This window comes from Enterobacter cloacae complex sp. I2 (assembly GCF_014896205.1).
GTDB classification, from domain to species: domain Bacteria; phylum Pseudomonadota; class Gammaproteobacteria; order Enterobacterales; family Enterobacteriaceae; genus Enterobacter; species Enterobacter quasihormaechei.
On sequence record NZ_JADBRA010000006.1, the window covers coordinates 1 to 13,215 of the forward strand.

13 protein-coding genes and 1 other RNA gene are annotated in these 13,215 nt (G+C 55.9%); 5 read left to right on the forward strand and 9 right to left on the reverse strand.

The window, feature by feature from the left end:
- The 3 genes from IM300_RS06495 (at position 1) to pnuC (ending at position 2,186) form a co-directional block, all read left to right on the forward strand.
- Positions 1-169: non-coding RNA, RtT sRNA (locus IM300_RS06495), on the forward strand.
- Between the two features lie 231 nt (positions 170-400).
- The gene (gene nadA, locus IM300_RS06500; RefSeq protein ID WP_193035791.1) at positions 401-1,444 is read left to right on the forward strand and encodes a quinolinate synthase NadA; all 1,044 of its coding nucleotides are present in this window, start codon (positions 401-403) and stop codon (positions 1,442-1,444) included.
- 22 nt (positions 1,445-1,466) lie between these two features.
- Positions 1,467-2,186 carry a nicotinamide riboside transporter PnuC gene (gene pnuC, locus IM300_RS06505; protein ID WP_193035793.1) on the forward strand — a complete coding sequence of 240 codons (720 nt, stop codon included), beginning with the start codon at positions 1,467-1,469 and terminating at the stop codon, positions 2,184-2,186.
- Here the strand turns inward: pnuC and zitB are convergent.
- A complete protein-coding gene (zitB, locus tag IM300_RS06510) occupies positions 2,183-3,121 on the reverse strand; it encodes a CDF family zinc transporter ZitB (protein ID WP_193035795.1) in 939 nt (312 codons plus the stop codon). The genes pnuC and zitB overlap by 4 nt on opposite strands.
- Before the next feature lie 99 nt (positions 3,122-3,220).
- Positions 3,221-3,580, reverse strand: a complete 360-nt coding sequence (locus IM300_RS06515; RefSeq protein WP_063449330.1) for a protein YbgS — start codon at positions 3,578-3,580, stop codon at positions 3,221-3,223.
- A gap of 304 nt (positions 3,581-3,884) precedes the next feature.
- On the opposite strand from IM300_RS06515, the gene aroG reads away from it, so the two are divergent.
- The gene (gene aroG / locus IM300_RS06520; RefSeq protein ID WP_193035797.1) at positions 3,885-4,937 is read left to right on the forward strand and encodes a 3-deoxy-7-phosphoheptulonate synthase AroG; all 1,053 of its coding nucleotides are present in this window, start codon (positions 3,885-3,887) and stop codon (positions 4,935-4,937) included.
- 61 nt (positions 4,938-4,998) lie between these two features.
- Here the strand turns inward: aroG and gpmA are convergent, their stop codons facing one another.
- The 7 genes from gpmA to modE all read right to left on the reverse strand — a co-directional run bounded on the left by gpmA (position 4,999) and on the right by modE (position 12,815).
- Positions 4,999-5,751 carry a 2,3-diphosphoglycerate-dependent phosphoglycerate mutase gene (gene gpmA / locus IM300_RS06525; protein WP_006809557.1) on the reverse strand — a complete coding sequence of 251 codons (753 nt, stop codon included), beginning with the start codon at positions 5,749-5,751 and terminating at the stop codon, positions 4,999-5,001.
- Positions 5,752-6,024: 273 nt separating this feature from the next.
- Positions 6,025-7,068: a galactose-1-epimerase gene (galM, locus tag IM300_RS06530; protein ID WP_193035799.1), complete on the reverse strand. Its 1,044-nt coding sequence runs from the start codon at positions 7,066-7,068 to the stop codon at positions 6,025-6,027.
- Positions 7,062-8,210, reverse strand: coding sequence for a galactokinase (galK, locus tag IM300_RS06535; RefSeq protein ID WP_107534946.1), 1,149 nt, complete (start codon positions 8,208-8,210; stop codon positions 7,062-7,064). Before galK ends, galM begins: the two co-directional genes overlap by 7 nt.
- Before the next feature lie 2 nt (positions 8,211-8,212).
- Positions 8,213-9,259, reverse strand: a complete 1,047-nt coding sequence (gene galT, locus IM300_RS06540; RefSeq protein WP_193035801.1) for a galactose-1-phosphate uridylyltransferase — start codon at positions 9,257-9,259, stop codon at positions 8,213-8,215.
- A gap of 9 nt (positions 9,260-9,268) precedes the next feature.
- A complete protein-coding gene (galE, locus tag IM300_RS06545) occupies positions 9,269-10,285 on the reverse strand; it encodes a UDP-glucose 4-epimerase GalE (RefSeq protein ID WP_063449325.1) in 1,017 nt (338 codons plus the stop codon).
- Positions 10,286-10,486: 201 nt separating this feature from the next.
- Positions 10,487-11,959 (reverse strand): molybdate ABC transporter ATP-binding protein ModF, encoded by a 1,473-nt coding sequence (modF, locus tag IM300_RS06550; protein WP_193035803.1) that lies wholly within the window; start codon positions 11,957-11,959, stop codon positions 10,487-10,489.
- A gap of 67 nt (positions 11,960-12,026) precedes the next feature.
- Positions 12,027-12,815, reverse strand: a complete 789-nt coding sequence (gene modE, locus IM300_RS06555) for a molybdenum-dependent transcriptional regulator (RefSeq protein WP_193035805.1) — start codon at positions 12,813-12,815, stop codon at positions 12,027-12,029.
- Positions 12,816-12,942: 127 nt separating this feature from the next.
- On the opposite strand from modE, the gene IM300_RS06560 reads away from it, so the two are divergent.
- On the forward strand, positions 12,943-13,095 hold the full coding sequence (locus IM300_RS06560) for an AcrZ family multidrug efflux pump-associated protein (protein WP_003858549.1): 153 nt from the start codon (positions 12,943-12,945) through the stop codon (positions 13,093-13,095).
- Positions 13,096-13,215: the final 120 nt, after the last annotated feature.

The following is a 13,215-nucleotide window of genomic DNA, read 5'->3' on the forward strand; positions in this document are numbered from 1 at the left end:
TAGCTCAGTTGGTAGAGCAGTTGACTTTTAATCAATTGGTCGCAGGTTCGAATCCTGCACGACCCACCAATTTTAATGTCTTACTCAGATGTTAAACGTGAAGGATAACGTTGCTGTAGCAACGGCCCGAAGGGCGAGGCGAAGCCGAGTCATCCTGCACGACCCACCAATGTAAAAAGGCGCCCTAAAGGCGCCTTTTTGCTATCTGTCGTTCCCCAGTGCTTTGTAGGTCGGGTGAGGCGAAGCCGCCACCCGACAAATGCTGCCGGCACCAATTCCCGATGACATTCCACCTGATATTCGCTATCTTGTTTAGTATATAAAACACCATTGCCGTCATTTTTGCTATCTACCGCAAAACAAAGGCAATATTGTTAAGCCAGTAAAACGAGAAGCCATAATGAGTGTGATGTTTGATCCCGAAGCCGCAATTTATCCCTTCCCGCCGAAGCCAGCGCCGCTAAGCCGGGATGAGAAGCAGTTCTATCGTGAGAAAATTAAGCGCCTTCTTAAAGAGCGTGATGCGGTGATGGTGGCGCATTACTACACTGACCCGGAAATTCAGCAGCTGGCAGAAGAGACGGGCGGCTGTATCTCAGACTCGCTGGAGATGGCGCGTTTCGGCGCTAAACATCCTGCCTCTACGCTTCTCGTTGCGGGCGTTCGTTTTATGGGCGAAACGGCAAAAATCCTCAGCCCGGAAAAAACGATTCTGATGCCGACGCTGAATGCCGAATGCTCCCTCGATCTCGGCTGCCCGATTGATGAGTTCACCGCCTTCTGTGATGCTCACCCCGACCGTACCGTCGTGGTCTACGCCAACACCTCCGCTGCCGTCAAAGCCCGGGCAGACTGGGTAGTGACGTCCAGTATCGCCGTTGAGCTGATTGAACATCTGGACAGCATGGGTGAAAAAATCATCTGGGCGCCCGATCGCCATCTGGGAAACTACGTGCAAAAACAGACTGGTGCGGATGTGCTGTGCTGGCAGGGTGCCTGTATCGTCCACGATGAGTTCAAGACCCAGGCGCTGACCCGGATGAAAGCCTTATACCCGCAGGCCGCGATTCTGGTGCACCCGGAATCCCCGCAGTCGATCGTCGAGATGGCGGACGCCGTCGGCTCAACCAGCCAGTTAATTAACGCGGCAAAAACGCTGCCACACAAGCAGCTCATCGTGGCGACCGATCGCGGTATCTTCTACAAAATGCAGCAGGCCGTGCCGGAAAAAGAGCTGCTTGAAGCGCCAACCGCCGGAGAAGGGGCGACCTGCCGTAGCTGCGCGCACTGCCCGTGGATGGCGATGAATGGCCTCAAAGCCATTGCGGAGGGGCTGGAGAACGGTGGCGCTGCGCATGAGATCCACGTGGATGCTGCCCTGCGTGAAGGCGCGTTAATTCCGCTTAACCGCATGCTGGATTTTGCGGCTACACTACGTACTTAACTTATTACGCCCCGGAGAAAAAATGGATTTTTTTAGTACACAGAACATCCTGGTTCACATCCCCATCGGTGCGGGCGGCTATGACCTGTCGTGGATTGAAGCGGTAGGTACGCTGGCCGGTTTACTCTGTATCTGGCTGGCTAGCCTTGAGAAGATCAGCAACTATGCGTTCGGGCTGATTAACGTTACGCTGTTTGCGATCATCTTCTTTCAGATCCAGCTCTACGCCAGCCTGCTACTACAGCTGTTCTTCTTTGCGGCCAACATCTACGGCTGGTATGTCTGGTCACGGCAAAACAGCCAGCAGGAGGCGGAGCTGCAAATCCGCTGGCTGCCGTTGCCCAAAGCCCTCGCCTGGCTCGCGGCCTGCGTGGTGGCTATCGGGCTGATGACCGTCTTTATCGATCCGGTATTTGCCTTCCTGACGCGCGTGGCGGTCGCGGTGATGTCGGGGCTGGGATTGAACGTCACCCTGCCAGAGCTTCAGCCGGACGCCTTCCCGTTCTGGGATTCCTGCATGATGGTGCTGTCGATTGCGGCGATGATCCTGATGACGCGTAAATACGTTGAGAACTGGCTGTTGTGGGTGGTGATTAACGTGATTAGCGTGGTGATTTTTGCCCTTCAGGGCGTTTATGCCATGTCGCTGGAGTACATGCTGCTGACCTTCATTGCTCTCAACGGCAGCCGCATGTGGATTAACAGCGCGCGTGAGCGTGGCTCTCGCGCGCTTTCCCGTTAATGGTGATGTGCGTGTGAGTGGCCCGACTGCGCCTCGTTAAGGTGGCAGTCTGGCCCGCTGCAAGGCTGGTACTCCATCTGGATAGTGGAGTGCGCGATCTCATAGTGATGCTCAAGGAAATGCTGAATACGTTCAAGGAGCGCGTCGTGATCGTGGGGCGGAACAACCTGAACGTGCAGCGTCATAAGCGGTTTTTCGCCAACCAGCCAGACGTGAACGTGATGAACGTTACGAACCTCAGGAATGGAGCGACTCAGGTTGCGCTTCAGTTCGCCAATATCCAGTGACGTGGGCGCGCCTTCCAGCAGCTCATTTACGCTCTCCTTCAACAGCCGCCAGGCGCTGCGCAATACCAGGCACGATACCAGCACGGAAAGAATCGGGTCGATAGGGGTCCAGCCCGTGCCCATAATGATCAGCGCTGCCACAATCGCACCAACAGAACCCAGCAAATCACCGAGCACGTGGAGCGCCGCGGCCCGCACGTTCAGATTTTTTTCGCTGCTGCCGCGGTGCAATATCCAGAACGCCAGAATATTGGCAATCAGGCCGGCAATGGCAATCACCATCATCGTTGTCCCGGCTACCGGTTGAGGATGCCGAAAGCGCTGAAAAGCCTCCCAGACGATGAGTATGGTAATCACCACTAAGGCAATCGCATTCACAAAGGCGGCAAGCGTGGTCAGCCTGAGCCAGCCAAACGTGTGGCGGGCATTGGGCGGGCGACGGGCAAACTGCACGGCCAGCAGCGCGAAAAGCAGCGCCGCGGCATCGGTAAGCATGTGACCTGCATCGGCCAGCAGCGCCAGCGAGCCGGATATAAGGCCACCGATGACCTCAATAACCATAAACGTGGCGGTGACCGCAAATGCCAGCAGAAGCCGTTTGGCGTTTTCATCGCCGGAAGAGGGAGAATGGGAGTGGGAATGCGCCATGATATCTTTCCTGATTTATTATTATTTTTAGTGTAGCGTTTTTAAGTGCTTAAATAAAAAAGGAGAGCATGCGCTCTCCTTATTTCTTCTTAGACAGGCTTACTGAGTGGTGCCGTCCGTTTTGGTATTGGCATCGCTACCCACTTTGTCATTGGGGTCCGGACATTTACCGTCTTTACACATCGAGTTTTTATGAACCTCATCGTTGGTCATGCCGTCGTGGTTCATGGTGCCGGTATTCGTACCGCCGGTGTTAGTATTGCCCGTGTTGATATTGCTGTTATCAACATTATTTGGCGCAATATTCTGTTTTGCATCCGGCGCAACCTGGCCTGCTTCGGCAGCAGCATTCGCGTCACCGTTGCTGCCGGATGAACCTGCATCGGCTGCCAGCACGCTGCCGCTTGCCAGGGTAAGGGTTGCCGTCAGGAAAAGCGTAGTCAGTTTCGTCATTTTCATCATGGTGCTCCTGTTCTTATCGTTACGCTGGATAACATTCTCCAACAGTGCATCTTGTTCAGTGGCGAAAGATCCCGGATTTCTGCGTGAGGGCAGAATGGAATCGCGTATAAATATTTAAATTCAGCTGTTACAAGTAAAAAGTTTAGGCCAGATCTCATTTTTCGCTATTTTGTGGTGAATTTTAGGCGAATTCCAGGAATTATCTGCGTGAAGTGTAAAAGCCCGTTTACACTTCAAGGCCGACAAGTTAGATTGAAAGCATTGCTTTCATTACTAAAGATATGGCAGAGCCGGAAAGAAGATGAATTATCAGAACGACGATTTACGCATTAAAGAGATCAATGAGTTATTACCTCCCGTAGCGCTCCTTGAAAAATTCCCCGCCACTGAAAATGCCGCTAACACGGTGTCTCATGCCCGCAAGGCGATCCACAAGATCCTCAAAGGTAGCGACGATCGTCTTCTGGTGGTGATCGGGCCGTGCTCTATTCACGATCCTGCTGCGGCCAAAGAGTACGCGTCACGACTGCTCACCCTGCGTGAAGAGCTGAAGGACGAACTGGAAATCGTGATGCGCGTCTATTTCGAAAAACCGCGTACCACCGTGGGCTGGAAAGGGCTGATTAACGATCCGCACATGGACAACAGCTTCCAGATTAACGATGGTCTGCGCATTGCGCGTAAGCTGCTGCTGGAAATTAACGACAGCGGGCTGCCGGCGGCGGGAGAATTCCTGGATATGATCACGCCGCAGTATCTGGCTGACCTGATGAGCTGGGGCGCCATCGGCGCGCGCACCACGGAATCTCAGGTTCACCGCGAGCTGGCGTCTGGCCTCTCATGCCCGGTGGGCTTCAAAAACGGCACGGATGGCACCATCAAGGTCGCGATTGATGCCATCAATGCGGCTGGCGCGCCGCACTGCTTCCTGTCGGTGACCAAGTGGGGCCACTCGGCGATTGTGAATACCAGCGGTAACGGCGACTGCCATATCATTCTGCGCGGCGGTAAAGAGCCTAACTACAGCGCAAAACACGTGGCGGAAGTGAAGGCGGGTCTGGAGAAAGCGGGACTGGCGCCGCAGGTGATGATCGATTTCAGCCATGCGAACTCCAGCAAACAGTTCAAAAAGCAGATGGAAGTCGGGGCGGATGTTTGTCAGCAAATCGCCAACGGTGAACGCGCGGTGATTGGGGTGATGATCGAGAGCCATCTGGTGGAAGGTAACCAGAATCTTGAGGGCAGCGAACCGCTGGTCTACGGCAAGAGCGTGACGGATGCCTGCATTGGCTGGGACGATACCGATGCGATCCTGCGCCAGCTGGCGGATGCGGTAAAAGCGCGTCGCGGCTGAGTCTATCGCGGGCAATAAAAAAGCGTGGATGGCTCCACGCTTTTTTTATGTCCGGCGAAAATTACTTCGCTTTACCCTGGTTCGCCACTGCCGCCGCTTTTGCAGCGATTTCGTCGGCGTTACCCAGATAGTAATGTTTAACAGGTTTGAAGTTCTCGTCGAACTCGTACACCAGCGGTACGCCGGTAGGGATGTTCAGCTCGAGGATCTCATCTTCACCCATGTTGTCCAGGTATTTCACCAGCGCGCGCAGGGAGTTACCGTGAGCAGCGATAATAACGCGCTCGCCGCTTTTCAGGCGCGGCAGAATGGTTTCGTTCCAGTAAGGCACCACGCGGTCGATGGTCAGCGCCAGGCTTTCGGTCTGTGGCAGTTCAGCCTCAGTCAGCTTCGCGTAGCGCGGATCGTGACCCGGGTAGCGCTCGTCATCTTTGCTCAGCTCTGGAGGCGTTACCGCGAAACCGCGACGCCACTGCTTAACCTGCTCGTCACCGTATTTCTCTGCGGTTTCCGCTTTGTTCAGACCTTGCAGCGCACCGTAGTGACGCTCGTTCAGTTTCCAGGATTTCTCAACCGGCAGCCAGGCCTGATCCAGCTCGTCCAGAACGTTCCACAGGGTATGGATGGCACGTTTCAGCACAGAGGTGTAAGCAAAGTCAAAGGTGAAGCCTTCTTCTTTCAGCAGTTTACCTGCCGCTTTTGCTTCGCTCACGCCTTTCTCGGACAGATCAACGTCATACCAGCCGGTGAAGCGGTTTTCATTGTTCCACTGGCTTTCGCCGTGGCGCACCAGGACAAGCTTAGTATTAGCCATTTCTTACTCCTCAAGCATTTTGAATGATAACAATTCTCATTATATTGCCGTGACTGTGCCAGCAGCAACGCTTAACCCTAACCATAGCGAAAATAGTTCGAGAGTGTAAGATGCATGTGAATCCAGGGTTATGATTTTGTCTGCGATCGCCGCTATTTTCAGCAAGCGGAGATAAAAAAGCCCTCGCGGTGAGGGCCTGGCTTTTTTGCCGGACGGCGCTTCGCTTATCCGGCCTACATTCAAAGGCCCGTGCAGGCGCAGCGCCGCCGGGCGTTAAGCGCGCGGAATGAAATGATACTCGGTGACGCTCGTGTACTCTTCACCCGGACGCAGTACGCAGTCCGGCTGCGGCCATTCTGGATGGTTAGGGCTGTCCGGCAGGAATTCGCTCTCCAGCGCCAGACCTTGCCAGGCGGCGTAGTCGTTATATTCACGCGCCGTGGTGCCCTCCAGGTAGTTGCCGGAGTAGAACTGAAGGGCAGGGGCGGTGGTGTAGACCGTCATCTGTAACTTCTCATCCGCGGACCAGACCTGTGCGGCAGGTTGAGAAAGATCGCCTTTCGCCTGCAACAGGAAAGCGTGGTCGTAGCCTTTCACCTTGCGCTGATCGTCATCACTCAGAAAATCCTGGGCGATGGTTTTCGGCTGACGGAAATCAAAGCTATTGCCGCTTACCGGTTTCAGCCCCTGGTACGGGATACCCATCTCATCGACCGGCAGATACGCGTCCGCCAGGATCTGGAGTTTGTGGTTACGGACATCGGTCTGGTTGCCGTCAAGGTTGAAGTAAGCGTGGTTAGTCAGGTTAACCGGGCACGGCTTGTCGACCGTCGCGCGGTACTCAATAGCGATGCGATTATCCCCGGTCAGGGTGAAGCGCGCGGTTGCGGTCAGATTGCCCGGGAAGCCCTGGTCACCGTCGAGGGAGTCCAGAGAGAACCAGACCTCACCGTCATTTTGCTGCACAATCTTCCAGCGGCGTTTATCAAACCCTTCCGGACCGCCGTGCAGCTGATTTTCCCCCTGGCTTGAAAGCAGGGAATATTCTACGCCGTCCAGCTCAAACCGGCTTCTGGCGATGCGGTTGGCGTAGCGGCCTATGGACGCGCCAAGAAAAGCGTTCTGCTCAATATACTGCTCGGGGGATGCGCAGCCGAGCAGGGTTTCGCGCACGCTGCCGTCAGGCATGGGGACGCGGGCAGAAAGTAGGGTTGCGCCCCAGTCCATCAGCGTAACCACCATCCCGGCGCTGTTGCGCAGGGTTAACAGGCGATACGGCAGACCATCCGGTGCGAGTGTAGGTATTTCGTTTAGCACTGTCCGGCTCCTTGTGATGCTTTGCAGACATAGAAAGTTTCTTTGATGCCCGTTTTGGCTTCGTACTGTTTCGCCACGGCGTCCTGAACGGCAGGAACCAGCTCTTCCGGCACCAGGGCGACGACGCAGCCGCCAAACCCACCGCCGGTCATACGCACGCCGCCTTTGTCGCCAATCGTGGCTTTTACAATTTCAACCAGGGTGTCGATTTGCGGCACGGTGATTTCGAAATCGTCGCGCATGGAGGCATGCGATTCTGCCATCAGTTCGCCCATGCGCTTCAGGTCACCTTTCGCCAGCGCGGAGGCGGCTTCTACGGTACGGGCATTTTCCGTCAGCACGTGACGCACGCGCTTCGTTACGACCGGATCCAGCTCGTGGGCAACCTTGTTAAATTCATCGAGAGAAACATCACGCAGGGCCGGCTGCTGGAAGAAGCGCGCGCCGGTTTCACACTGCTCGCGGCGGGTGTTGTACTCGCTGCCCACCAGGGTGCGTTTGAAGTTACTGTTGATGATCACCACCGCCGCACCTTTTGGCAGCGGAACCGCTTTGGTGCCGAGCGAGCGGCAGTCAATCAGCAACGCATGCTCTTTCTTGCCCAGCGCGGAAATAAGCTGATCCATAATGCCGCAGTTGCATCCCACGAACTGGTTTTCCGCTTCCTGACCGTTGAGGGCGATCTGCGCGCCGTCCAGCGGCAGATGATAAAGCTGCTGGAAGACGGTGCCGACCGCCACTTCCAGTGATGCAGAAGAGCTTAATCCTGCTCCCTGCGGCACGTTGCCGCTGATAACCATGTCGGCCCCGCCGAAATCCTTGTTACGCTTCAGAAGATGCTTCACCACGCCGCGCACATAGTTCGACCACTGCTGGCTGTCGTGGGTCACGATCGGCGCGTCGAGGGAAAATTCGTCCATTTCGTTGCCGTAATCCGCGGCGATCACCCGCACCATACGATCTGAACGTTTCGCGCAGCCGATCACCGTCTGGTAGTCAATGGCACAGGGCAGCACAAAACCGTCGTTATAGTCGGTGTGCTCGCCAATTAAATTAACGCGGCCTGGCGCCTGAATAACGTGGGTGGCAGGGTAGCCAAATTTTTCAGCAAACAGGGATTGTGTTTTATCTTTCAGATTCATTTTTAGACTCCTGATTCGCGGTAATGGACGTCGCTAACGGCACGCAGACGTTCTGCCGCCTGTTCCGCCGTCAGGTCGCGCTGGGTTTCCGCCAGCATTTCATAGCCCACCATGAATTTACGTACCGTTGCTGAGCGCAGCAGCGGCGGGTAGAAATGCGCATGTAGCTGCCAGTGTTGATTCTCTTCGCCGTTGAACGGCGCGCCGTGCCAGCCCATGGAGTAAGGGAAGGAGCACTGGAAGAGGTTATCGTAACGGCTGGTCAGTTTTTTCAGCGCCAGGGCAAGGTCGTCTTTCTGCGCGTCGCTGAGATCGGTAATGCGCTGGACGTGGGCTTTTGGCAGCAGCAGCGTTTCAAACGGCCACGCCGCCCAGTACGGCACCACGGCAAGCCAGTGCTCGGTTTCCACCACGGTGCGGCTGCCGTCCGCCAGCTCACGCTGGGTGTAATCCACCAGCATCGGCGACCCGTTCTCTGCGAAATAGGCTTTTTGCAGCCGGTCTTCACGTTCGGCTTCGTTCGGCAGGAAGCTGTTCGCCCAGATCTGGCCGTGCGGGTGCGGGTTAGAGCAGCCCATCGCCGCGCCTTTGTTTTCAAACACCTGCACCCACGGATAGGTCTGGCCCAGCTCCGCCGTTTGCGCCTGCCAGGTGCTGACAACCTCTTTCAGCGCCTCAACGCTCAGCTCCGGCAGCGTTTTGCTGTGGTCGGGTGAGAAGCAGATCACGCGGCTGGTGCCGCGGGCGCTTTCGCAGCGCATCAGCGGGTCGCGGTTTTCCGGCGCGTCCGGCGTGTCGGTCATCAGCGCCGCGAAATCGTTTGTGAAAACGAAGGTGCCCTTGTAGTCCGGGTTTTTATCGCCCGTCACGCGCGTGTTGACCGGACAGAGGAAGCAGTCCGGATCGTGCTGTGGCAGCGTCTGTTTTGCAGGCGTCTCTTGCGCCCCCTGCCAGGGGCGCTTGGCGCGATGCGGTGAAACTAAAATCCATTGCCCGCTGAGCGGGTTAAAACGACGATGCGGGTGATCGACGGGATTAAATTGCGTCATGACAAATCCTTAGTCCGGATAGCCCTGCGGATGGCGTGACTGCCAGTGCCAGGTATCCTGTGCCATTTCATCGAGCGTGCGTGTGACACGCCAGTTAAGCTCTTTATCCGCTTTGGAGGCATCGGCCCAGTAAGCCGGAAGATCGCCATCGCGGCGCGGCGCGAAGTGGTAGTTCACCGGCTTGCCGCAGGCTTTGCTGAAGGCATTCACCACATCCAGCACGCTGCTGCCGACGCCGGCGCCGAGGTTGTAAATATGCACGCCCGGTTTATCTGCCAGCTGCTGCATCGCCGCCACGTGGCCGTCGGCCAGATCCATCACGTGAATGTAATCGCGCACGCCGGTGCCGTCTTCGGTGGGATAGTCGTTACCAAAAATCGCCAGGGAGTCGCGACGCCCCACGGCAACCTGCGCGATATACGGCATCAGGTTATTAGGAATGCCCTGCGGATCTTCGCCCATGTCGCCTGACGGATGCGCGCCAACCGGGTTGAAGTAGCGCAGCAGCGCAATGCTCCACTCAGGCTGGGCTTTTTGCAGGTCGGTCAGGATCTGCTCCACCATCAGCTTGCTTTTGCCATACGGGCTTTGCGGCGTACCGGTCGGGAAGCTTTCAACGTAAGGAATTTTTGGCTGGTCGCCGTAGACGGTCGCGGAGGAGCTGAAGATAAAGTTTTTCACGTTTGCCGCACGCATGGCGGAGATCAGACGCAGGGTACCGTTGACGTTGTTGTCGTAGTACTCAAGCGGTTTTGCTACCGATTCGCCCACCGCTTTCAGGCCGGCGAAGTGGATAACGGTTTCAATCGCGTGATCGTGAAGGATTTCAGTCATCAATGCTTCATTGCGAATATCGCCTTCCACGAAAGTCGGCTGTTTTCCCGCAAGGCGTTCAATGACCGGCAGCACGCTGCGCTTACTGTTGCACAGGTTATCAAGAATGACGACGTCGTGACCGCTTTGCAGCAGTTGCACACAGGTATGACTACCTATGTAACCGCTACCACCTGTTACCAGAACTCGCATATTTCGCTCCATTAGGCTTATGGTATGAATTAACCATAGCATATCAGAGACGCGAAAAGTGTGACATGGGATAAAATAGTGGTATCGTTTACACAGGGTTTCACACGCGCTTTTTCACAGACTTCGTGCATTTTAGATCAAAGAGATAGAGAAGTATTGTTGCGGGTTGTCTGAAAAGCGGAGGGCGGCGCCCTCCATGGGTTAATCGATTTTGCTTAGCAGGTAGCGGTAATGCTCGCCGTCAGGCACAAATTCCAGCCGATGGGTCATGCAGGACGGGGCGTCTTCAGCATGGTGGGAGACAAACAGCAGCTGGGTTTCACCTTCGCTAATCAGTACATCCACAAAGCGTCGGATCAGCTGGCGGTTAAGCGGATCCAGTCCCTGCAACGGTTCGTCCAGAATCAGCAGCGTAGGGTGTTTGACCAGCGCGCGGACGATCAACGCCAGCCGCTGCTGCCCCCACGACAGGCTGTGGAAGGGCGCATCGGCTACCCGATGGTCCATGCCCAGAATATTCAGCCACTCCTGCGCCAGCTTGTGCTGCTTGTCCGATACCGCCTGATAAATACCGATAGAATCAAAGAAGCCGGACAGGATCACGTTGCGCACCGTAGTGCTGACGCGGTAGTCCAGATGCAGGCTGCTGCTGACATAGCCGATGTGCTTTTTGATGTCCCAGATGGTTTCCCCGCTGCCGCGACGACGACCGAAGAGGGTCAGATCGTTGCTGTATCCCTGGGGGTGATCCCCGGTGATCAGGCTCAGCAGCGTGGATTTACCCGCCCCGTTGGGGCCGACGATCTGCCAGTGCTCACCGGGATTAACCGTCCAGCTGAGGTGATTAAGAACAGGGCGATCGTCGTAGGCAACCACACCATCGCGCAGCACGATGCGCGGCTGATCGGGATCAAGCCCGTGTCGCGCCGATGGCGCATCCGGCTCCGGCAGGGCGATACCGTCCAGCTTTTCGCTGTGCGCCAGCTGCGCAATCAGCGCCTGCCGGAGCAGTCCGGCTTTCTCGCCGGTTTCGGTCAGGCTACAGTCAGCCAGCACGCCCGCATAATGAACGAAATCAGGGATCTCATCAAAGCGGTTAAGGACCAGCACAAGCGTGTATCCCTGCTGGTTAAGCGTTGACAGCAACGCGGCCAGCTGCGCGCGGGACTGCACATCCAGCCCGTCAAACGGTTCATCCAGAATCAGGAGTTCCGGCTCGCTCATCAGCGCCTGGCACAGCAGCGTTTTGCGCGTCTCGCCGGTAGAAAGGTATTTGAAACGGCGGTTAAGCAGGGCGGTAATGCCAAATTGCTCCGCAAGCTGCTGACAGCGGGCAGGGTCTTTAATTTCATCCTGGATAATCTCCGCCGTCGTGCGGCCGGTATCTTCTTCACCGGGGCTGAGCAAATCGGTATTGTTACGCTGCCACTCATCGCTGACCAGCTTTTGCAGCTGTTCGAAGGAAAGGCGCGTCAGCCGGGTAAACGTGCACCGACGCTCACCCTCCAGCTGGGTTAATTCACCCGCCAGGGCGCGGGCCAGCGCCGATTTTCCGCTGCCGTTCGTACCCACAAACGCCCAGCTTTCTCCGGCGCGCAAGGTTAACTCTGGCAGCGATAAGGTACGGGTATCGCCAAGACGAAACGTGCCTTGCGAAATATGCAATGATGACATGTGTTATCCCATTTTTTGCAGCAACAGATGTCAGGGATACCCAGAGTCGTCAGGGTTGTCAATGCGCTTAGCATAATGTGGCGATAATTACCCGGTCGGCATTGAAATATGCGGTCACCACAGCACCTTCGACTAATTCAGCCGCGTTGTTCACCGGAACGGTGGCGCAGAGCGACTGTCCATCCGGCAGGGTCATCAGCACTTCACACTGTTCTGCGCCGCGTTCAATGTGGCTGATTTCACCGCGTAGCTGGTTGTCGGCCTCTGCGGCCTGCTCAGGGTTCAGCGCGATGCCGATCCAGGGCGCTTTAAGTAATACCAGCACCTCCTGACCTTCATTCAGCCCGAGGCGCTGACCGCTTTGCGCGGTGATGGCGGCTTTAAGGCGCGTCGTACCGTCCGCCAGCAGGATCTCAATATGCTCCTGCACCTGCGAATGGTCGCGTCCCGTCACCGTACCAAACCACTGGTTGCGGGCGCTGGTCTGTAATGAAAAACGGGAGATGGCGCCCAGCAGGCTGTCCAGCGGCAGATTGTCGTCATCGCTCAACACATCAAATGCTTTTTGCTGGATCTGCGCCAGTAAATCGTAGAGCTGGATCAGACGTTGCCCGTAACGCGTCAACACGGCGCCGCCGCCGCCTTTTCCGCCTGTGGCGCGCTCAACCAGCGTTTGTTCGCTCAGGGTGTTCATGTCGTTAATCGCATCCCAGGCGCTTTTATAGCTGATGCCGGCGTTTTTGGCGCCCTGGCTAATCGAGCCAGTTTGTTCTATTTGTTTTAACAGGGCGATGCGTCGCGGATCGGCGAAAAGCTTCTGCTGAAGGCGTAGGGTGAGGAGAATTTCAGCCTGCATAACGGGGTCCCGGCAAAAAGGCTATTGTGACCCAAATGCCCTGATGCGAAAAGCGCACCGCACAAAAGGGGATGTTTTTCTTACTTTTCAGGGTAGAATAAGCCGTTCACAAGATCTGGAGAAAACCATGTTAGAGTTGTTGAAAAGTCTGGTATTCGCGGTAATCATGGTGCCAGTAGTGATGGCTATCATCCTCGGTGCCATCTACGGCCTGGGTGAAGTGTTCAACGTCTTTTCGAACATTGGTCATCGTCGTGACCAGCCTAAAAAGCAGCAATGATTTCCTCCAAAACGCCCGGTCAGTCCGGGCGTTTTGCTCTCAAGTTTATTTCTCTCCCGCCGATATCTTTTACAACGTTCCTTGAGTTTACGCACTAATGGGTACGATTTAACGCTATGA

Excerpts from the sequence above, each read along its gene's own strand:
- gpmA (WP_006809557.1), bottom strand. The coding sequence starts at position 5,751 with ATGGCTAATACTAAGCTTGTCCTGGTGCGCCACGGCGAAAGCCAGTGG.
- IM300_RS06560 (WP_003858549.1), top strand. The coding sequence starts at position 12,943 with ATGTTAGAGTTGTTGAAAAGTCTGGTATTCGCGGTAATCATGGTGCCA.
- galT (WP_193035801.1), bottom strand. The coding sequence starts at position 9,259 with ATGACGCAATTTAATCCCGTCGATCACCCGCATCGTCGTTTTAACCCG.
- galE (WP_063449325.1), bottom strand. The coding sequence starts at position 10,285 with ATGCGAGTTCTGGTAACAGGTGGTAGCGGTTACATAGGTAGTCATACC.
- modE (WP_193035805.1), bottom strand. The coding sequence starts at position 12,815 with ATGCAGGCTGAAATTCTCCTCACCCTACGCCTTCAGCAGAAGCTTTTC.
- pnuC (WP_193035793.1), top strand. The coding sequence starts at position 1,467 with ATGGATTTTTTTAGTACACAGAACATCCTGGTTCACATCCCCATCGGT.
- IM300_RS06515 (WP_063449330.1), bottom strand. The coding sequence starts at position 3,580 with ATGAAAATGACGAAACTGACTACGCTTTTCCTGACGGCAACCCTTACC.
- zitB (WP_193035795.1), bottom strand. The coding sequence starts at position 3,121 with ATGGCGCATTCCCACTCCCATTCTCCCTCTTCCGGCGATGAAAACGCC.
- modF (WP_193035803.1), bottom strand. The coding sequence starts at position 11,959 with ATGTCATCATTGCATATTTCGCAAGGCACGTTTCGTCTTGGCGATACC.
- nadA (WP_193035791.1), top strand. The coding sequence starts at position 401 with ATGAGTGTGATGTTTGATCCCGAAGCCGCAATTTATCCCTTCCCGCCG.
- galK (WP_107534946.1), bottom strand. The coding sequence starts at position 8,210 with ATGAATCTGAAAGATAAAACACAATCCCTGTTTGCTGAAAAATTTGGC.
- aroG (WP_193035797.1), top strand. The coding sequence starts at position 3,885 with ATGAATTATCAGAACGACGATTTACGCATTAAAGAGATCAATGAGTTA.